We start from the raw sequence: 20,555 nt of genomic DNA, 5'->3' as shown, positions 1-20,555 counted from the left end.
CTTTTCAACTAATATACCTAATATACCGAACGATTACAACACTTAATAATAAAATAGTTCGTATTTATCTTAAAAAAACACCAAAAAAGAAGCGCCCCTCGGGAGGGGTGCTTCTTTTTTGGTTATTCAATTGCAAAAATGTAAGAATATAAAGGTTGATCTCCTTTATGAAGCTCTACCTCAACTTCTTCAAACGTTTCTTCTACAAACGATGTTAGCGCTTCAGCTTCATCGTCTGAGACATCCTCTCCTTGAAGAATCGTAAGGATTTCCGCTTCGTCATCAATCATATAAGTCAATAGCTTTTTTGCTGCTTCTAATTTCTCTGAATCTTTTACAACGATTTTCTTTTCGGCAATACCCATAAAATCGCCTTTAGCTAATTCAAGACCATCAATATTTGTATCGCGAACTGCATACGTTACTTGTCCTGTTTTCACGTGCTGTAGAGCTTCTGTCATTACTTCCTCGTTTTCTTTTAAGCTTTGCTGAGGATTAAATGATAGCAGCGCTGTCATTCCTTGAGGAACCGTTTTAGACGGGACAACCGAAACGTGACTGCCGGCAACAGCAGCCGCTTGGTTAGCAGCCATCACAATATTTCCGTTATTAGGTAAAATCAGTACCTGTTCAGCATTTGTTTCTTCAATCGCTTTGACAATATCCTCCGTACTTGGATTCATTGTTTGTCCGCCTTCAATGACAACCGTTGCCCCAAGGCTCTTGAACAATTCAGCAATTCCTTTTCCCATTGACACAGTAACAATGCCAAAGGGCTGTTTTTCAGCATTTTTTACTGCAGGCTTTTCTTCACCCGAAACAATGGTGCTATGCTGTTCTCTCATGTTTTCAATCTTCATTTTAATTAAACTTCCGTACTGCTGCCCGTAGTTTAACACTTCTCCAGGATGCTCAGCGTGAATATGAACTTTCACAATTTCATCATCAGATACTACAAGCAATGAGTCGCCCCATTTACTTAAGTCTTGACGAAACGTTTCTTCAGAAAATGTTTTAGCTGCAGGCTTATCCTCTTCCAGCCTTACCATAAATTCTGTACAATAGCCAAATTCAATGTCTTCTGTATTCATATGGCTTTGTGCATGCTTATGATGCTCAGCATTTACGAGTTCATTCATTGAAGGAGCTGACATGGGTACACCCGGAAGTTTTTCACCTTTTAATTCAGCTAAAAACCCTTCATAAATTAAAACAAGCCCTTGACCTCCGCTATCCACTACGCCTACTTCTTTTAACACGGGTAAAAGATCTGGCGTGCGATTTAACGAAGCATTAGCTTCCTTAAGTACTTCTTCCATGAACAGAATCATATCAGATTGCTTTTTAGCCACAGCTGCTGCTTTTTTAGCAGTATCCTTAGCTACTGTTAAAATGGTTCCTTCGATTGGTTTCATAACAGCTTTATAAGCAGTTTCTACCCCAAGCTCAAGAGCTTCAGCAAACTCAACTGTTGTAATCGCTGACTTTTGCTCAACCGATTTCGCAAAACCGCGGAATAATTGAGATAAAATAACTCCTGAATTACCGCGCGCCCCCATCAATAAGCCCTTAGACAAAGCTTGACTCACTTGGCCGATGTGATCAGATAGTTTATTTTTTACTTCTTTAGCACCAGACGTAATCGATAAGTTCATATTTGTTCCAGTATCACCATCTGGTACAGGAAAAACGTTCAGCGCATCTACATAATCTGCATTGTTAGATAGATGCTGGGCTCCTTGAAGCACCATTTCTCTAAACCGCTTTCCGTCCAACGTTGTCATTGACACGAATCTTCCTCCTTAATTAAACGTTCGTTACACGAACACCCTGCACATAAATATTTACTGAATCAACCGTTAAACCAACCGTTTGTTCCAGTGTGTATTTTACTTTTGTTTGCACATTATGAGCAATTTCAGAAATTTTTGTTCCATAGCTTACGATAATGTACATGTCGATATGTACGTCATCCTCTTCTTGTCTTACCACAATACCTCGTGTAAAGTTTTCTTTGCGAAGAATTTCTGTAAGACCATCTTTAAGCTGATTTTTTGAAGCCATTCCCACAATCCCGTAACAATCAACAGCTGCTCCTCCAGCAATTGTTGCAATTACATCTGTAGAGATATCAATTTGACCATACTTCGTTTTCATTTCGATGGACATACTCGTTCCCCTTTCTACTTTCATAGGTTATAAATATTCTACTATAATCAATCTCGTTTTAAAAGAGGCGTCCAGCTTGTCCCTTTTAAAGATGACAGTATTAGGTATCAACTTGTCTTAAAATAAGTAATAGCCCAAGTTATACCTATTTCTACTCTCTATATTATTGAACATAGATTCATTTTATATGTCAAGGAAAATTTCTTGAAAGCTTTTCTCCAGAACTATTGCATTCTCTGTAAGGCTGTGATAAATTAATATAGTATTTCTCAAAACAGAATTGAGTAGTTTTTTTGGTGTTAGGAGGGAAAATCATGGCACGCAAATGTGTAGTAACTGGTAGAAAAGCTCGTTCAGGTAACGCACGTTCTCACGCAATGAACGCTACTAAGCGTAAATGGGGTGCTAACGTTCAAAAAGTACGTATCTTAGTGAACGGTAAACCAAAACGTGTGTACGTTTCAGCTAGAGCCCTTAAGTCTGGTAAAGTTCAACGCGTTTAATCTTTATAATGAAAAAGCACCATATTTTATGGTGCTTCTTTTATTATTCCGGCGTTGTTAATCTTTTTTGAACGAATTAAGCATGACCTTTACGATGCCACCTAAAAACTTTGGAAGTTTGATTGTATAGAATTTCATACTGTCCCTCCTAACCGTCTCCACACTTTATCTCCTTTTAAAGAAAGCCCTATGTCCTGCTCTCATTTTCCATGCTTCATCACAAGCAACGTTTATCATTGCTTCTTACCATCATTAATATGCCTTTTGTAAATGAAAAAGTACCTCTTTGTTGAATAAGTTCATTGCTAATACATAAAGTTGAGCCGAGTTCTACTTCATGCTTATTGAGCGGGTATTTGAAACCTTCTAGCGTAAGCTCTTTTACACCGCCTGCAAAAGGAACGAATGAAATATAGTGAAACTCCTTTAAACGATCAACATGATAAGTGCCTGGTTCAAACAATTGAATGATATTTTGATTGTCAATCATTTTTACATTCGCTTTCTCTTTTAACCCTTTATACAGGAGCTGAATGCTTCCAAACATGTGGTCAAGCCTTCCACCTGTTGCTCCAAAGATACAAATACTTTCCGGTTTTTGCCCTATTGCCCACTCAAAAGCAAGTTCCAAATCCGTTGCATCTTTTTCTGCAGGATACAATTCAACATCTTGTAATGCTTCTCTCACTAGCTTAAGCTGTGCCTTTGTAATGGAATCAAAATCTCCAAATGCTTTTACCGGCAAAATGTCTTGCTGAAGAAGAAGGAATACGCCGCGGTCTACTCCTACCCACTTTACATCGTTTGACTGGTGCAGGGGCGGCATATGTTCATCCGGTCCCCCTGCTAGAATATGAATTTTCATTATGTATATGCTCCTTTTCTATTAAAAAATGAACGAAATAAATATGTTTTCTTTATCCTAAGAGAAAAAGCTGCTGTGTACAAGTTCTACTCGTTGTACACAGCAGCTTTTATTACTTACGCTTGAACAGTTGTGCGAATTTGACTAATTGCGCCAGCTCGGTCTTCTTGGTTATAAATAGCTGAGCCAGCCACTAAGACATTTGCTCCTGCTTCCACACATTTTCTTGCTGTTTCTTCATTAATTCCTCCATCAACCTCTACTTCAATAGAAAGGTGACGAATTTCAATAAGCTGAGAGATTTGCTCAATTTTCGGCAGTACATTTGGAATGAAGTTTTGCCCTCCAAAGCCTGGGTTCACCGTCATTAATAAAATAAGATCGATATCTTCTAAGATATGCTTTACCACGTCAATTGGCGTTGCAGGATTTAAAGCAACGCCTGCTTTCATGCCGTGCTCTTTGATTAATTGAATGGTGCGGTGCAAATGAGTACACGCTTCAGCATGTACCGTTAAAATATCAGCACCTGCCTTTGCAAACATTGGAACGTATTGATCTGGGTTTTCAATCATTAAATGCACATCTAATGGCAGTGTTGTGACAGGGCGTACAGCCTCAACGATAAGCGGTCCAATTGTAATATTAGGAACAAAATGGCCATCCATAACGTCGATATGGATGTAGTCTGCTCCACCTGCTTCAACTTCACGAATTTCTTCAGCAAGCTTTGAAAAATTGGCAGATAAAATGGAAGGTGCGATTTTTGTCATTTTTAATACCTCGGCTTTCTTTGCTTAATTTCCTCAATAAATTGCAAGTAATGTTCGTAGCGATAACTCGGAATTTCTTTTTGTTCGTATGCTTCTTTCACCGCACATTTTGGTTCTTTCACATGCAAACAACCTCGAAATTTACACTGTTCACTCAAACGCGACATTTCAGGAAAACAATGGGTTAACTCTTCTACTTCTAACGTTAAAAATTCCAGTGAGCTAAAACCTGGCGTATCGGCTACTAAACCTTCACCAAACGAAATCAGTTCTACATGACGTGTTGTATGCTTTCCTCTTCCAAGTGACATTGAAATATCATTTGTCTTTAACTCAAGCTCTGGTTTAAGTGTATTTAACAGTGAAGATTTACCTACACCTGACTGTCCGGCAATAACCGTTACGCGATCTTCAAATAACGGCTGAATTTGTTCCATGCCTTTTTCTGTGACTGTCGACGTTAAAATGACCTCATATCCTATTTTACGATATTCTTCGGCATATTGCTCGATTTCTTGCTTTTGCTGCTGTGATAAAAGATCTACTTTTGAAATACAAATAATAGGTTCAATATGATTAGACTCCACTAACACTAAAAATCGGTCAAGAAGCATCGTGCTAAAATCAGGTTCAATCGCTGAAAAAACAAGCAGCGCCTGATCAACATTTGAAATTGGGGGACGAACTAATTCATTTTTACGTTCTTTAATTTCAAGTATATATCCTTCAAGCTTATTTTCTGCCTGAAATACTACATTGTCACCGACTAAAGGCGTTACTTTCTTTTTACGAAAAACACCTCGTCCTCGACATTGCGTTACTTGTCCGTCATGAAGAACATAATAAAATCCGCTAAGGGATTTAATAATTCTTCCTTCTGGCATAACCTCACTCCTATCACTCTGGATATTCAACATCTTTTTCTTCAATAACTTCCCCGTCTCGGACAATTTTATAAGACGCTTTTTCATTTTCATCAACTAAAACATCGAACGATTCTTTTGTTGTTTCAGTAATCGTTAGTTCTTTAGCAGGAACGGACATATCGTTATCTGCATCTTCGATATAAATTTGTACTTTTTGCGGCTTTGGCTTTTCCTCTTCTGTTCCGGTGGCATCGCCTGTTTCCGTTGCGTCGCCTTGTTCCGTGCTTGCTTCGGTGTCAGTCTCTTCTTTATACGGAATAGTCACGTCCACTGACACCGTTTGAGGAGCTTTTGGCTCCTTGCCCATTGAGACTGTAATGGTGAGCTTATCACCTTGCTCGATACTCTGCTCCGCTGCAGGCTTTTGAGACATCACAAGACCTTTTTCAACAGTGTCGGAATACGCTGTTTTTACATCCACTTCAATATCTTCATCTGATGCATAATCCTTTACGCTTTTTTCCGTCCAGCCCGAGAAATCCTTTAATGTAATCTTCGGCGGCCCCTTACTTACCCATAGCGTAACCGTTGTATCCTCCGGCACGACTTGTTCGGTTTCTTTAGGCGTCTGATCTGTAATATTGCCTTTTGGTTCTGTGCTTTCAACTTCGATGGATTGGATATCTTTATAATTCTGCTTTTCTAACAGACTTTTTACTTCCGTAAAGCTTCTTCCAATGTACCGGTTAAATGCTTCTTTTTTCTTTCCTGTACTTCGATAAATAATGACATTAGATCCTTCTTTGATAACATCTCCCGCTTCTGGCATCGTTTTAACCACGTCGCCTTCTTCCACCTCATTATCAGATATATCTTTAGGATTCTTCACTTTAAAGCCTAAAGAAACTAAATCGGTTACTGCTGATTCATAATCTTGATTATGTAAATCAGGAACCTTTACGTCTTTTGGCAGTAACAAAGCCGGAATAAATGTAACGGCGGCTACGCTAGCAGCTGCCAGCAGCAAAAAAATTAAAACAAGCGTTACAATCAGCTTGCTTTTGCCTTTTTTCTTTTTCTTCTTTTTTTTCTTCGGCTTTAACTCTTCTTCCTCTTGTTCTTCGCGCTCTAAGTGAGGCGGTTTTCTCACAGGCACGTGCGTTTCTTCGGATTCAACAAAATCCTCCTTAATAACTGGAATGGCTTTTGTCACTTCTTCATCATCAGGCACCGTAAACCTTTGTTCATTATAACGATTTGGATGAACAGCAGACTGTAAATCCGCTTCGAGTTCTTCGACGGAACTGTATCGGTAAAATGGATCTTTAGTTGTTGCTTTTAATACAACATTCTCCACGCTTTGAGGGATAGATGGATTCCATCTTTTAGGAGAAGGTGTTTCTGTCTGTAAATGTTTTAATGCAATTGACACAGCCGATTCCCCAGAAAAAGGGACTCGACCCGTTAGCAATTCAAATAGGACGATGCCAAGCGAATAAATATCAGAACGCTTATTCGCAAGCCCTCCCCTTGCCTGTTCAGGAGATAAATAATGAACAGAGCCCAAAACAGAATTAGTATGCGTAATGGTTGTAGAACTTAGTGCTACGGCAATGCCGAAGTCAGTAACTTTAATGGTATCATCATGATCAATTAAAATATTTTGAGGCTTAATATCCCGGTGAATAATTCCGTACTGATGAGCATGGGCAATAGCTGATGTAATCTGCGTCATAATATGTATGGCTTTATCAAGAGATAGTGGTGATTCTTGCAGAATGTATTGCTTTAATGTCATACCCGGTACATATTCCATGATGATATAGTAAATATCTTCTTCTTCTCCAACATCATAAATACTGACAATATTAGGATGAGCAATACTCGTAGCAGATTGTGCTTCTCGATGGAAACGCTTTATAAACGCATCGTCACTTGCAAAGTCTAAACGAAGCACTTTAATTGCCACATCACGATCCAAAATCATGTCGCGACCTAAATAGACGTTTGCCATTCCGCCTCCACCAATTACTTGCAATACCTTATAACGGTCGTTTAGCCGTCTACCTATTAGCAACACTCTCACCCACTTTCAGATGTAAAGTCCACAATTGCAAGTGTAATATTGTCTTCTCCACCAAGCTCATTTGCTAATTGAATCAGGCTCGTACCCTTTTCGTGAAGTGATGAACTTGTTGATAACGTTTCGTTCAGCTTTTGTTCCGTTACCTTATTTGTCAGTCCATCTGAACATAATAATAATCGATCTTCTTTTTCCACTTCAATTGTTTTTACATCTAAACTAACATTTTCTTCGGTACCTAGTGCTCGCAATAAGATATTTTTTCGTGGATGATGCTCAGCATCTTCTTTTGTGATTTGACCATTTTTTACGAGTTCATTCACAAGAGAATGATCTTCTGTTACTTGTTGAAATCCATATTCATTGGAAATATAGCATCTGCTGTCTCCTATATTACCAATCGCACAAAACGTATCGGCGCATAAAGCAAGTACAACTGTTGTACCCATCCCTTTACACTCTTCATGCTCCTGAGCATACTGATAAATATCTTGATTAATTTGCGAAACATGCGTACGAATCCACTGCGTCGCCTCATCAGGAGACGTTACTTTGTCCGCTTCTTCCCACGCTGTTTGCAATTTTTGAACCGCCATCTCACTGGCGACGTCGCCAGCTCGATGACCTCCCATACCATCAGCCACAATTGCAAGCAGCTGATTGTGTTGGTTCAAAAATACCCCTCCGTTATCTTCATTGTGTTGTCTAACTCTCCCTCGGTCTGTCATGAAGACAGTTGCCATACAATCACCTCGTCTCTTCTTTACGCTCCTTCGCACGTAATTGGCCACAAGCTGCATCGATATCATGACCTTGCTCACGTCGAATAGTCACGTTAACGCCACGCTTTTTAAGCGTACGTTCAAATGCAAAAATCTGTTCACGCGGTGTACGAACATAATCACGCTCAGGCACATAGTTTACCGGAATCAAGTTCACGTGGCATTTCACGTCTTTAATTAAATCCGCTAATTCCTCCGCATGCTCTACTTGATCGTTTACGCCTCCGAATAGACCATACTCAAAGCTAATACGTCTTCCCGTTTTATCCGTATAATATTTAATGGCTTCCATCAAATCAGGAAGTTTGTACGCACGGTTAATCGGCATTAAGCGTGAGCGGATGTCATTGTTTGGAGCGTGAAGTGAAATCGCAAAATTGATTTGCATTTTTTCATCAGCAAACTTATAGATTTTCGGAATGATTCCACTTGTCGATACTGTGATATGACGTGCACCAATATTTAATCCATCATCACTGTTAATTGTTTTTAAGAAGCGCATCATTTCATCATAGTTATCAAATGGCTCCCCAATACCCATAATTACGACAGAGCTCACGCGTTCTCCTTGTTCATCTAGCGCTTTTTGTACTTTTACTACTTGCGCTACGATTTCGCCAGCTTCTAAGTTACGCTTTAAACCTCCAAGAGTAGACGCACAGAATGTACAGCCGATGCGACAGCCAACTTGAGTTGTTACACAGACAGAATTTCCGTATTCATGACGCATAAGCACCGTTTCAATCGTATAACCGTCATGGAGTTCGAATAAAAACTTCATCGTGCCGTCCCCAGACGTTTGCTGAACAACTGTTTTTAATGTCGTTAATGCAAATTTGTCTTTTAATTGTTCACGTAATCCTTTAGATAAGTTTGACATATCGTCAAAGTCCGTTACGCGTTTAATATATAACCAGTCAAAAATTTGTTTAGCACGGAACTTCTTATCTCCGTGTTCCACTAACCAATTTTCTAGGTCGTGCATTTCTAATGAATAAATAGATGGTTTTTGCGCTTTTTCTTCTGCTTTTGCTTTTCTTTTAGCTACTTCTTCCATTTTTACACCTTCTTCTGTAAACATGCAATATAAAACCCATCGCTTTGTGCATCTGGCAGCAATTGAATTTCACCATGTTTTACGTTTTGTTTAAGCTTTTGCGGCATGCGTGCAGCGAGTGTTTCATCTTTTTGAAAATCAGCATGATCTGCTAAAAATGCTGCTACAACATCCCCATTTTCATTCCGGTCAATTGTACATGTACTATATACAAGGGTCCCACCTTTTTTTAATAAAGGCGCAACCGCATTTAAAATATCTTGTTGAATACGCGCCAGCTGCTTTACATCTTGCTCAGTTTTTGTATATTTCAAATCAGGTTTACGTCTCATTACACCAAAACCTGAGCACGGAGCATCTACTAAGATGCGGTCAAACATTTCTTTATCAAACTGTTCGCCTGCTTTGCGGCTGTCTTGAACCGTCGGCTCAATATTGGTAAGATGCAGACGCTCTGCCTGCTGGGCAATCAGCTTTACTTTATGGTCATGAATGTCCAAGGAAATAACTTTACCACTGTTTCTAAGCTGCTCTGCAATATGAGTTGATTTTCCTCCCGGTGCAGCACAGCTATCTAAAATTAGCTCTTCTGTCTCTGCACCGAGCGCATGAGCCACTAACATAGAGCTTTCATCTTGAACGGTAAACATTCCTTCACGAAATGCTTGTGTATGAGCTGCATTTCCTTTTTGAACTTCTAGCGCTTCTTCTACAAAATGGCCTGGTTCTACAACAATACCTTCTTTTTCTAGCGCTTCTTTTACTTCATTTTGCGTAAAGCGTGCACTGTTTACTCGGATTGATTGTTTAGGGGCCATTAAATTAGCTAAACAGATTCCGCGTGTTTTGTCCAATCCATATTGTTCCACCCAGCGTTTTACAAGCCACAATGGATGACTCGTTTCAATTGCCAACCGCTCCACAGGATTTTGTATTTCCTCTAAAGAAGGCGTGCCGCTGCGCTGAATATTTCGTAAAACGCCGTTTACCATTGAGGCAATTCCTTTGTGACCCCGTTTTTTGGCAATTTCTACTGCTTCATGAAGAATTGCCCGGTCAGGCACTCGGTCTAAATATACCATTTGGTAAAGTGATAAACGAAGCAGCACTCGCACCCAAGGCTGAAGCTTTTTTGGATTTTTTAAGAAAGGCGCTAACCCGTAATCTAACGTATCACGTCTTTGAATCGTTCCATACACAATTTCCGTTAACAGTCCTGCATCTTTTCCTTGAATACCCCGTTTTTGTATGCTGTTATTTAACAATAGATTGCTGAATGCTTGATTTTTTTCAATAGCTAGTAAAATATCTAAAGCTATGTCTCGAACGTTGTACTTACTCATTGACATCCCCTAATACTGTTCCGACTTCAACGGATGTACCTCGTAAATACTGCGCTGCATCCATACGTTTTTTTCCAGCCGGCTGAAGTTCCGTCACATTAATAGCTGTTTCATTTCCAGTTGCTACTATAAATCCATTCTCTTCAAGTGATAAAACGGTACCCGGTTTGCCTGATGCGGATACTTTTTCTCCCCACCAAATTTTCATGACCTGACCGTCTGCTATTGTATAAGCAACGGGCCAAGGGTGAAGGCCACGGATATGGTTATAAATTTCTTCTCCTGTACGGGCCCAATCAATTTTCTCTTGTTCACGCTTAATGTTAGAAGCAAATGTCGCTTCGTCATCGTTTTGTTTAACCGGCGTAATTTCACCTTTTACAAGAGAAGGAATGGTTTCTGAAAGCAATTTTGCACCAGCAGCGCTGAGTTTATCATGAAGTGTGCCAACGTGATCACGTTCTTCAATCGGAACTTCTACCTGTGTTAAGATATCACCTGCATCTAATTTTTCTACCATATACATAATTGTAACACCAGTTTTCGGCTTACCTTGTAGAATTGAATAATGAATCGGCGCGCCTCCGCGCAGTTCAGGTAACAGAGAAGCATGCACGTTAATACAGCCGTATTTAGGCGCTTCTAAAATAGGGGTTGGTAAAATTTGACCAAAAGCCGCTGTTACAATTAGGTCAGGCTCATACGCTAACACTTGCTGATATTCTTCTTCTAAACGAATCTTTTCTGGCTGCAGTACAGGTATTTCATGCTTTAATGCCTCAACTTTTACAGGAGGAGGTGTTAATACGCGCTTGCGTCCTTTTGGTCGGTCCGGCTGTGTAACCACTGCGACCACTTCATATCCATCTTTAAGTAATGTTTGTAAAACCGGCACTGAAAAATCCGGCGTTCCCATAAATACGACTTTCATCGTGTAAAACCTACCCTTCTAGTTCATCCTCTTCGTAATACTTTGTCACTTTTTCCGTGAACAATACACCGTGTAAATGATCAATTTCATGCTGAATTGCTCGTGCTAAAAAACCTTTTGCTTCTATAAAATAAGGTTTTCCTTTACGGTTTTGCGCACGTACTTTCACATAATCAGCTCGAGCCACGTCACCAAAAAGGCCCGGAAAACTTAGGCAGCCTTCTGGACCGATTTGTTCGCCTCGTTGCTCAATAATTACCGGATTAATTAGCTCAATTTTACCGTGTCGATCATCCACGTCTACCACTGCCACTTGCTGCAGAACTCCTACTTGAGGAGCAGCTAGACCCACACCGTCTGCTTCAAGCATTAAATCATACATGCCGTTTAGTAATTTCGCTAATTTATTATCAAAGTTTTTAACGACTTCACATTCTTGTTCAAGTACTTCATTAGGATGGTAAACAAGCTTAAGCTTAGCCAAATAGGCACCTCCTTTATTCTTTCTATTTATATCCAAAAAGCTTCTTCTTTAACGCCATCAAGACGACTAGTTACATCATTGAGTATGGATTCAAATCAATAGTGATCGTTAAATTTTCCTTCTGCATTTCCGCTTGATAACGTTCTAATATATATTTCAATAGCGGAATCAGGCTTGGTTCCAGCTTGTATTTTAACATGCATTGATAGCGATATCTATCTTTTATCTTAGCAATCGGAGATGCGACTGGCCCTAAGATCGTTGTTTGCGGCGAAAGTTTCTGACGCAGATACTGCGAAATTTTGTCTGTAACAGACACCACTTTTGCAATATTTTCATGAGATACCGTTACAAGCGCCAAGTAAAAGAAAGGGGGATATTTGTGCATTTTACGAATTTCCATCTCGTGCTTATAAAACGCATCGTAATCATGCTGACTCGCAAGTTGAATGCTGTAGTGTTCAGGCGTGTACGTTTGAATCACTACTTCTCCTGGAAGTTTGTGACGTCCTGCTCTTCCGCTTACTTGTGTTAAAAGCTGAAACGTTTTTTCAGATGCACGAAAATCAGGTAAATTCAGCATTGTATCTGCTGTTAAAACGCCTACAAGCGTGACGTTTGGAAAGTCCAGTCCTTTCGCAATCATCTGCGTCCCTAGTAAAATTTGCGCTTCTCCACTTGCAAACTTGTTCAGGAGCTTTTCATGGGCGCCTTTTCGGCTTGTCGTATCAACATCCATTCGAACAACTCTAGCCTCGGGCAGCACTTTTGTTAATTCTTCTTCCACTTTTTGTGTACCAGACCCGAAAAAGCGGATATGTTCGCTGTGGCATTCTGGGCACTCAGTGTGCACATGTTCTTCGTGTCCGCAATAATGGCATTTTAATTTATTTTGATAGCGGTGATACGTTAGTGAAATTTCACAGTGCTCACATGTCGGAACGTAACCGCAGTCTCTGCACATAACAAAAGAAGAATGACCTCTTTTATTTAAAAATAAAACGATTTGCTCCCCTTTTTCCAAACGGTCTTTCATCTTTTCAAACAGCATAGTTGAAAACATAGAGCGGTTGCCGCTGCGAAGCTCTTCTCTCATATCAACGATATCCACCGAAGGCATTGATGACTTATTCATTCTTTGCTTTAACGTCAGTAGCTTATACACACCTTTTTGCGCTCTTGCAAAGGACTCAAGCGTTGGTGTTGCACTTCCTAAAATGACTGGACACTGATGATGCTGCCCTCGGTAAATAGCTACATCCCTTGCATGATAACGGGGGTTTTCTTCTTGTTTATAACTCGTCTCATGTTCTTCATCGATAATAAGAAGGCCCAAATTTTCAAATGGAGCAAATACAGCAGAGCGGGCCCCTACTACAACGGATACTTCTTTTCGCTGAATTTTTCGCCATTCATCGTATTTTTCCCCAGTAGACAAGCCGCTATGAAGTACAGCAACTTTTGAGCCGAATCGCTCTTTAAACCGCTTGACCATCTGAGGGGTAAGTGAAATCTCCGGAACAAGCATAATCGCTTCTTTCCCTTTTTTTAGCACTTGATCAATTGATTGGAGATACACTTCTGTTTTTCCGCTTCCGGTTACTCCGTACATTAAAAACACATCGTGAAGATTTTCTTCGATGTCCTGCAGAATCGGTGCGATTGCCTCAGCTTGTTCATCGGTCAATTGAAATGGCTTTGATGGTGTAAAGTATCGATCTTGATAAGGATCACGGTATATTTCAATTTCCGTTTCCGCTAAGAGTCCTTTGTTAATCAGCGCTTTTATAGGAGCGGAGGTAATCTGCAAATCTTCCGCTATTTCTTTTATGGCTACTTCTTCATTTCGATTCAGCATAAAAGATAGCACTTGTTTTTGCTTTTCTGCCTGCTTATTTAACTCGCTCATAAACTGGTGAATTTCTTCAAGGCTTTGATTCAGTTTTACGCCTTTTGCCGTTTTTTTGTTTCCTTTGTTTTTCACGACGTAGACGACTTCAATTAGACCTTTTTGAATATCACGGTGAAAAGCAGGAGCAGCGGCTGTTTTTTCTACTTCACTCCACTTCAGCGAGGATCTTGACTGAAAAAACGGCTTTACTTGCTCATGAAGCTGTTCGTATGCCTCTTTTGAAAGGAGTGACAGTTCTTTATCATATTTTGCTTTCATCGCCGCAGGCAGCATGACTTGAAAAGCCGATATCATAAAACAAAGCGTTTTTTCGGTTAGCCAGTGCCCAATCTCTAATAGTTCGGGAGTCAGAACCGGCGTTAAATCAAGCAGGTCAGCGATTGGTTTAACGCGCTTAACTTCAGCCTCTTCTTTAAGAGCCACCACAAACCCTTGAACTTTTCTAGGACCAAACGGAACGACAACTCGCATACCCGGAACAATAATTCCTTTCCATTTGTCGGGAATAGCGTAGTCAAAAGCTCGATCTGTTTGCTTAGCAGCCACGTCCACAATTACACTAGCTACACTCATTTCTTCAGCCCTTCTAACATTTCCCTCACTTCTTTTAACACCTCGGTAGCTACATCGTGTTTTGAAAGGATGGGAAGTTCTTTAGACTCTCCGCTTCGCTTATAGAGCGTTACAATATTTGTGTCCGTCCCAAAACCTGCTCCTTCTGTCGTCACGTTATTGGCTACAATCATATCCAAGTTTTTAGATGCAAGTTTCTTTTGTGCATATTCATCCACTTGTTCTGTTTCTGCTGCAAAGCCGACTAAAAGCTGGTGTTCTTTTCGCTCTCCAAGCGTGCGTAAAATATCTGTTGTTCTCTCTAGCTCTAGTACTGCTTCACCAGGCTGCTTTTTCATCTTTTGATCAAACACATGCTTTGGTCGGTAATCTGCCACTGCGGCTGATTTAATGACAACATCTGCTTCATGATAGCGCTGCATAACAGCTTCAAGCATCTGCTGCGCACTTTCAATTTGAACAACCTGCACTCCTTTTGGATACTCTAAATTCGTCGGTCCCGTTACAAGTGTTACCGATGCGCCTAATTTAGCAGCTTGTTCTGCAAGGGCATAGCCCATTTTCCCAGTAGATCGATTGGTGAAAAATCGGACGGGATCAATGCGTTCTACCGTAGGTCCTGCTGTAACCAATACATTCACACCTTCAAGGATCTTTTGTGTATGTGATGCTTGTGAAAAATAAGATCCGATTAGTGAAACAATTGTTTCTGGCTCTTCAAGACGACCTTTTCCTACATAACCGCATGCCAAATACCCTTCTCCAGGTTCTACAAAAGAGTAACCAAATGATGAAAGAGTGCTCATATTTTTTTTAACAGCTGGATGATCGTACATATGAACATTCATTGCAGGTGCAATCCACACAGGTGCAGTAGCAGCCAGCAGCGTTGTGGAAACCATATCATCTGCAAGACCATTTGCTATTTTCCCTATCATATTTGCCGTAGCAGGAGCTACTAAAATTAAATCAGGCCAGTCTGCTAAATCAATATGTGCAATTACAGATGGATCTTTTTCATCAAACGTATCTGTATAAACTGGGTTTCGAGACAGAGCTTGAAACGTAAGCGGCGTTACGAACTCGCATGCTGAAGCAGTCATCATTACTTTAACTTCCGCTCCCGCTTGTACTAATTTACTTGTTAAAGCTGCGGCTTTATATACGGCGATTCCGCCGCTAACACATAATAAAATTCGTTTTCCCTTCATCATTATGCCCCCATCTATTTATCCCGCTCAACCAGCATCCGCTTGTTTACTCGGGTAACTATCTAAAGCTTTTCAATTCAATTATTATACCATTTTTGTAGTGAGACATTCACTATCCTGCTTGAACACAGATAAAAGCATCAAAAAAATAACAACCTATAAAGTAGGTTGTTATTTTTTCACTTACTGATGTTTAGAATCTTCTTCTGCTACACCTTGCTTATAGCTTAATTGTTCAGCATTAATTTCTTCTAAAGCACAGCCTACAAACTTATAAGAAACCGGCTTTTCAATCGGCGTATCATTGTGAAGCTGTAATTGACGTGCACGTTTTGCAGCTACTGTCACAAGCGTGTACTTAGAATCTAATTTTTCCATTAGGGAATCAATTGATGGATAAAGCATGTTTATTCTACCTCCAGCATTCTTTTATAGCGCGCAGAAATACGATCACGACGGCAGTGTTCAGCCGTTACGATAGCACGGATGCGAGCACAAGCATTTTCTACTTTGTCATTTTCTACAACATAATCGTAGGCGTCCATAAGTTCAATTTCTTCTTTTGCCACGCGCATACGGTTATTGATTAAATCTTCTGTTTCAGTACCGCGGTTTACGATACGACTTTTAAGCTCTGATAAACTCGGCGGTGCCAAGAAGATGAACAAACCTTCTGGAAATGCTTCTTTCACTTGAAGAGCACCTTGCACTTCAATTTCTAGAAATACGTCTTTTCCTTCAGATAACGTTTGTTCTACATAATCAACCGGGGTACCGTAGTAGTTACCTACGTATTCAGCCCACTCTAATAATTTCTTGTTTTCAATCATGCGCTCAAACTCTTCGCGTGGTTTGAAGAAATAGTCAACGCCGTCTACTTCACCTTCGCGGGGCTTTCTTGTTGTTGCAGAGATAGAATACTGCAATTTAATGTCTTCTTGCTCAAACAATGCTTTTCGTACCGTTCCTTTTCCAACACCTGATGGTCCGGAAAGAACAATTAATAAACCTCTTTCAATCATCGGTTCAAGTGACCTACCCTTCTAATAATTCTTCTTTGTTTATAAGTCGCTGTGACACAGTTTCTGGCTGTACAGGAGCTAAAATAACATGATCGCTATCCATAACAATAACAGATCGTGTTTTACGTCCTTGCGTTGCATCTATTAAAGAGCCTCGATCTTTTGCATCTTGAATAATGCGTTTGATTGGAGCTGATTCAGGATGAACGACAGAGATTATACGATTAGAAGAAATAAAATTTCCAAATCCAACGTTCACTAATTTACCGCTCATAAGAAGCCTCCTGCTATACCAATATAATCTTTATCTTACACGAAGGCTATTCAATATTTTGAACCTGCTCTTTTATGCGTTCTAATTGTGCTTTCATACTAATAACATACTGAGCAATAGTACCATTGTTTGCCTTCGCACCGATTGTATTCATTTCACGATTCAGCTCTTGAACAAGAAAATCCAGCTTGCGTCCTACTGAATCAGGTGTATTTAATGCTTGAATAAATTGTGAAACATGACTTTGAATTCGCGTAAGTTCTTCGCTAATATCTGCTTTTTCAGCAAAAATAGCTACTTCAGTCAGCACTCGCTGCTCATCGAAAGTACCTTCTAAATAGTCGCTCAGCTTTCTTTTAATACGCTCGCGATATTGTTCAGCAACTTCAGGAGCAAGCTGTGTAATTTTTTCGCGAATGTCTTGAATGTCCTGTAAGTACCCCATTAAATCGTGATACAGCTCTGATCCCTCTCGTTTCCGCATATCCACTAACTGATGCACAGCAGCTTCAACGGCTTCAAAGATTGCACCATGAATACTCGTCTGATCAGCTTCTTCTTCATAAGTTGTCATCACTTCAGGCATGTGTAAAATGTCTTGAATTTGAACAGATTGTGACAGCCCATGCTTTTCTTTTACTTGCTGCAACGCATGCATGTATTCATCAAGCAGCTGCCAATCCGTCTGCAGTTTCTTTTTTGCCATTTCTTCACCTGAAATAGTAACAAATACTTCTACTCTACCACGTTTTATGTATGTTTGAACGATTTTTTTTATTTTATCTTCAATTTCAATTAATTGTCTTGGCATACGAATAACAATTTCACAAAAACGATGATTAACAGACTTCATTTCGACTGTTACTGATCGATTTTCCACTTCCGCTTTTCCGCGGCCAAAACCAGTCATACTTTTTATCATTATCATCACATCCACTATGTACATCTTACATAAAAAGTATCATAAAAGAAAGTGTTAGCAAAAAAAAGAAATCTCTCTTCTTTATTCAACCTGTAAAGGCTGCCTTCATGAGTTTTCTCATTTAGGACAGCCTGTATTAAAGTATAGCACAATTTATGAAGGTTTTCTTGTTAAAAGTGAACCGGCAAGTAAAAAAGTTGGAAGACTTGCAAGTCCTAAAATAACGAGCCATTCCCGCGGTGCAATGGCCATTGTATGGAAAATAGGCTGCAGGGGCGGATAGTAGATAGCCACCAGCATAAGGATAATAGATGAAATAACGGCTCCTACAAGATATAAGTTCTGAAATGGATTGCGATCAAAGATTGATTTTTCACTTCGGCAGTCAAATACGTGAATAAGCTGTGCCATAACAAGCGTGGCAAATGCAATCGTCTGAGCATACTGCAGACGATCTGGGTCATTGTCGTAGACAATCATGAATGCAGCAAGTGTAGCAGCTCCAATTAAAAATCCGCGGCTGACTACTTTCCACCCTAATCCTCTTGCAAAAATACCTTCGCGCGGATGCCTTGGATGGCGCTTCATCACGTTGTCCTCCGGCTGGTCTAAGCCAAGAGCCATCGCAGGCAAACCGTCTGTTACTAAGTTTACCCATAGTATTTGAATTGGCACTAGCGGAAGCGGAAGTGCTAAAATCATCGCAAAGAGCATAACTAAGATTTCTCCTACATTTGATGCAAGCAAGTAACGAATAAACTTTCGAATATTTTCATAGATGTTTCGTCCTTCTTTGATCGCTGATTTAATAGTAGCAAAATTATCATCAAGCAAAACGAGTGAAGACGCTTCTTTTGCTACGTCTGTCCCGGTGATGCCCATCGCGATGCCTATGTCTGCTGCTTTAATAGCCGGTGCATCATTTACGCCGTCGCCCGTCATAGCTACAATGTGATCTTTTGCTTGAAGAGCTTTAACAATTTTAAGTTTATGTTCAGGCGATACCCTGGCATATACGTAAACATCATCCACTACTTCTTCTAGCTCTTCCTGCGTCATTTTGGATAAATCCGTTCCTTCCAAGACTTGACCGTTTTTCGGTAAAATGCCTAACTGTTTTGCAATCGCCTGTGCTGTAATGACGTGGTCACCTGTAATCATAACGGTTTTGATTCCTGCGTCTCGGCATTCTTTGACCGCTTGCTTGACTTCTGGTCTTGGCGGATCAATCATTCCTTGAAGCCCGAGGAAAGTAAGGTCTTTTTCCGCTTCGTTCTCTGTATGAACGCTCTCATGGTCTCCTAACGGCCGATAAGCAATCGCAATGGTTCGAAGCGCTTGGCTAGCTAACTGATCAATTGCTCCTTTTACTTCATTATGAACCGTTACCGACAGCGTTTGTTGTCTGCTTTCCCACAAAATATTTTTGCTGTTTACAAGCAGCACATCAGGARCACCTTTTGTTATGACATAGCGCTTATGAGATGCGTCTTCAATGACTACACTCATCATTTTGCGCGTTGAATCAAATGGAAACTCTTCAATAATCGTAAACTGCTTTTGAATGTTTTCTTTTGTCAGCCCCGCTTTCATCGCGGCCACAAGCAAAGCCGCTTCAGTAGGATCCCCGTCGATGACATATTCTTTATCTTTTCTCGAAATGGACGTTTGATTGCAAAGCAGACCAAACACCAAAAGCTGCTGAAGCGATTTTTCACTCCGTGTATCAACTTCTCTTTCCTCTCGCGAAAATACGCCCGTAGGTTCATACCCTGTCCCTGATACCCTCCACGTCATTCCTCCTGACCAGAGGTGAGTAACCGTCATTTTATTTTGCGTTAATGTGCCCGTTTTGTCTGAGCAAATGACTGATGCGCATCCTAGTGTTTCAACAGCAGGAAGTTTGCGTACAATGGATCTTTGCTTAATCATGCGCTGTACACCAAGAGATAGCGCCACGGTTACGATGGCAGGAAGACCTTCGGGTATGGCAGCAACAGCTAAGGAAACTCCCGCTAAGAACATACTGTATAAATCATGACCTTGCAGCACACCAATCCCGACAACTAATACAGTAAGTGCAAGAGCTACAACGATTAAAATTTTACCTAATTGCTCTAACTTCCGTTGAAGAGGAGTAATCATGGCTTCAGCATTTTGAAGCAAATCAGCAATTTGTCCCATCGCTGTTTTCATTCCAGTCCCTACAACGATACCTGTTCCGCTTCCTCGCGTCACAAGCGTACCCATAAACGCCATATTGTCCTGATCTCCAAGCGGCACTTCATCTCCTGGCAAAGCTTTTATTTGCTTGGCAACAGGCAAAGACTCTCCCGTAAGCGCTGATTCTTCAATTTCTAGACTTTTGGCTTCCATAATTCGAAGGTCAGCCCCGATACGGTCTCCGCTCGAAAACTTTACAACGTCTCCTACTACCAGCTCTTTAGATGGTAACTTAACCCATTTTCCTTCACGCATAGCTGCTACTTGAGGAGCAGAAAGCTCTTTTAATGCATGAAGAGATTTCTCAGCTTTTCTTTCTTGAAAAAAACCTAGAAATCCATTAATTACTACAATGGCAATAATAGCAACCGCATCGATGTATTCGCCTAAAAGCCCTGAAATAAGCGTGGCAGCTAGTAAAACCAGTACCATAAAATCTTTAAACTGCTCTAGAAACACAAAAATGGCCGGTTTTTTCTCTCCTTCAGTCAATTCATTAAATCCTTGCTGCTGCTGACGTGCTTTTACTTCTTTGTGTGTAAGACCATGCTGTSTGTCTGTT

The 20,555-nt window shown here is 40.3% G+C and carries 20 protein-coding genes; 1 reads left to right on the top strand and 19 read right to left on the bottom strand.

What is annotated here, in order from left to right; genetic code table 11:
* Nucleotides 1–122: 122 nt before the first annotated feature.
* Nucleotides 123–1,790 carry a DAK2 domain-containing protein gene (locus AC1DRF_RS06865; RefSeq protein ID WP_043976452.1) on the bottom strand — a complete coding sequence of 556 codons (1,668 nt, stop codon included), beginning with the start codon at nucleotides 1,788–1,790 and terminating at the stop codon, nucleotides 123–125.
* 16 nt (nucleotides 1,791–1,806) lie between these two features.
* Nucleotides 1,807–2,169 (bottom strand): Asp23/Gls24 family envelope stress response protein, encoded by a 363-nt coding sequence (locus AC1DRF_RS06860; protein WP_013058913.1) that lies wholly within the window; start codon nucleotides 2,167–2,169, stop codon nucleotides 1,807–1,809.
* A 314-nt stretch (nucleotides 2,170–2,483) separates the two neighbouring features.
* On the opposite strand from AC1DRF_RS06860, the gene rpmB reads away from it, so the two are divergent.
* Nucleotides 2,484–2,672 carry a 50S ribosomal protein L28 gene (gene rpmB / locus AC1DRF_RS06855; RefSeq protein ID WP_013058914.1) on the top strand — a complete coding sequence of 63 codons (189 nt, stop codon included), beginning with the start codon at nucleotides 2,484–2,486 and terminating at the stop codon, nucleotides 2,670–2,672.
* Between the two features lie 57 nt (nucleotides 2,673–2,729).
* On the opposite strand, the gene spoVM is transcribed toward rpmB, so the two are convergent.
* From spoVM to AC1DRF_RS06770, 17 genes are all read right to left on the bottom strand, one after another.
* Nucleotides 2,730–2,810, bottom strand: coding sequence for a stage V sporulation protein SpoVM (spoVM, locus tag AC1DRF_RS06850; protein WP_016765421.1), 81 nt, complete (start codon nucleotides 2,808–2,810; stop codon nucleotides 2,730–2,732).
* Nucleotides 2,811–2,889: 79 nt separating this feature from the next.
* Complete coding sequence (locus AC1DRF_RS06845) at nucleotides 2,890–3,537, bottom strand: thiamine diphosphokinase (RefSeq protein ID WP_043976450.1); 648 nt, start codon at nucleotides 3,535–3,537, stop codon at nucleotides 2,890–2,892.
* Nucleotides 3,538–3,653: 116 nt separating this feature from the next.
* Complete coding sequence (rpe, locus tag AC1DRF_RS06840) at nucleotides 3,654–4,310, bottom strand: ribulose-phosphate 3-epimerase (RefSeq protein ID WP_013084822.1); 657 nt, start codon at nucleotides 4,308–4,310, stop codon at nucleotides 3,654–3,656.
* Between the two features lie 2 nt (nucleotides 4,311–4,312).
* Complete coding sequence (rsgA, locus tag AC1DRF_RS06835) at nucleotides 4,313–5,194, bottom strand: ribosome small subunit-dependent GTPase A (protein WP_013084823.1); 882 nt, start codon at nucleotides 5,192–5,194, stop codon at nucleotides 4,313–4,315.
* A 13-nt stretch (nucleotides 5,195–5,207) separates the two neighbouring features.
* Complete coding sequence (gene pknB / locus AC1DRF_RS06830) at nucleotides 5,208–7,253, bottom strand: Stk1 family PASTA domain-containing Ser/Thr kinase (protein WP_028410789.1); 2,046 nt, start codon at nucleotides 7,251–7,253, stop codon at nucleotides 5,208–5,210.
* A 5-nt stretch (nucleotides 7,254–7,258) separates the two neighbouring features.
* The gene (locus tag AC1DRF_RS06825; protein ID WP_013084825.1) at nucleotides 7,259–8,002 is read right to left on the bottom strand and encodes a Stp1/IreP family PP2C-type Ser/Thr phosphatase; all 744 of its coding nucleotides are present in this window, start codon (nucleotides 8,000–8,002) and stop codon (nucleotides 7,259–7,261) included.
* A gap of 4 nt (nucleotides 8,003–8,006) precedes the next feature.
* The gene (gene rlmN / locus AC1DRF_RS06820) at nucleotides 8,007–9,098 is read right to left on the bottom strand and encodes a dual-specificity RNA methyltransferase RlmN (RefSeq protein ID WP_028410787.1); all 1,092 of its coding nucleotides are present in this window, start codon (nucleotides 9,096–9,098) and stop codon (nucleotides 8,007–8,009) included.
* A 2-nt stretch (nucleotides 9,099–9,100) separates the two neighbouring features.
* Nucleotides 9,101–10,441, bottom strand: a complete 1,341-nt coding sequence (gene rsmB / locus AC1DRF_RS06815; protein WP_427075228.1) for a 16S rRNA (cytosine(967)-C(5))-methyltransferase RsmB — start codon at nucleotides 10,439–10,441, stop codon at nucleotides 9,101–9,103.
* Nucleotides 10,434–11,372: a methionyl-tRNA formyltransferase gene (gene fmt / locus AC1DRF_RS06810; RefSeq protein WP_427075229.1), complete on the bottom strand. Its 939-nt coding sequence runs from the start codon at nucleotides 11,370–11,372 to the stop codon at nucleotides 10,434–10,436. The genes rsmB and fmt overlap by 8 nt, the downstream gene beginning before the upstream one ends.
* A gap of 10 nt (nucleotides 11,373–11,382) precedes the next feature.
* Nucleotides 11,383–11,856: a peptide deformylase gene (gene def / locus AC1DRF_RS06805; RefSeq protein ID WP_013084828.1), complete on the bottom strand. Its 474-nt coding sequence runs from the start codon at nucleotides 11,854–11,856 to the stop codon at nucleotides 11,383–11,385.
* 70 nt (nucleotides 11,857–11,926) lie between these two features.
* The gene (gene priA / locus AC1DRF_RS06800; protein ID WP_230183158.1) at nucleotides 11,927–14,341 is read right to left on the bottom strand and encodes a primosomal protein N'; all 2,415 of its coding nucleotides are present in this window, start codon (nucleotides 14,339–14,341) and stop codon (nucleotides 11,927–11,929) included.
* Entirely contained in the window at nucleotides 14,338–15,555 is a 1,218-nt protein-coding gene (gene coaBC / locus AC1DRF_RS06795; RefSeq protein ID WP_477740469.1) for a bifunctional phosphopantothenoylcysteine decarboxylase/phosphopantothenate--cysteine ligase CoaBC, read from the bottom strand. The genes priA and coaBC overlap by 4 nt, the downstream gene beginning before the upstream one ends.
* 180 nt (nucleotides 15,556–15,735) lie before the next feature.
* Nucleotides 15,736–15,957 (bottom strand): DNA-directed RNA polymerase subunit omega, encoded by a 222-nt coding sequence (rpoZ, locus tag AC1DRF_RS06790; protein WP_013058926.1) that lies wholly within the window; start codon nucleotides 15,955–15,957, stop codon nucleotides 15,736–15,738.
* A gap of 2 nt (nucleotides 15,958–15,959) precedes the next feature.
* Nucleotides 15,960–16,574, bottom strand: coding sequence for a guanylate kinase (gmk, locus tag AC1DRF_RS06785; RefSeq protein WP_013058927.1), 615 nt, complete (start codon nucleotides 16,572–16,574; stop codon nucleotides 15,960–15,962).
* Nucleotides 16,575–16,587: 13 nt separating this feature from the next.
* On the bottom strand, nucleotides 16,588–16,848 hold the full coding sequence (locus AC1DRF_RS06780; protein ID WP_013084831.1) for a DUF370 domain-containing protein: 261 nt from the start codon (nucleotides 16,846–16,848) through the stop codon (nucleotides 16,588–16,590).
* Between the two features lie 46 nt (nucleotides 16,849–16,894).
* The gene (locus AC1DRF_RS06775; RefSeq protein WP_016765431.1) at nucleotides 16,895–17,770 is read right to left on the bottom strand and encodes a YicC/YloC family endoribonuclease; all 876 of its coding nucleotides are present in this window, start codon (nucleotides 17,768–17,770) and stop codon (nucleotides 16,895–16,897) included.
* 153 nt (nucleotides 17,771–17,923) lie between these two features.
* Nucleotides 17,924–20,555: calcium-translocating P-type ATPase, SERCA-type (locus tag AC1DRF_RS06770; protein ID WP_477740468.1), on the bottom strand; the 2,632-nt coding region annotated here is incomplete at its 5' end.

The sequence above is a fragment of the Priestia sp. P5_B4 genome (assembly GCF_056400385.1).
Note: the sequence above shows the minus strand (reverse complement) of the source record. Positions and strands in the feature narration are given on the sequence as shown.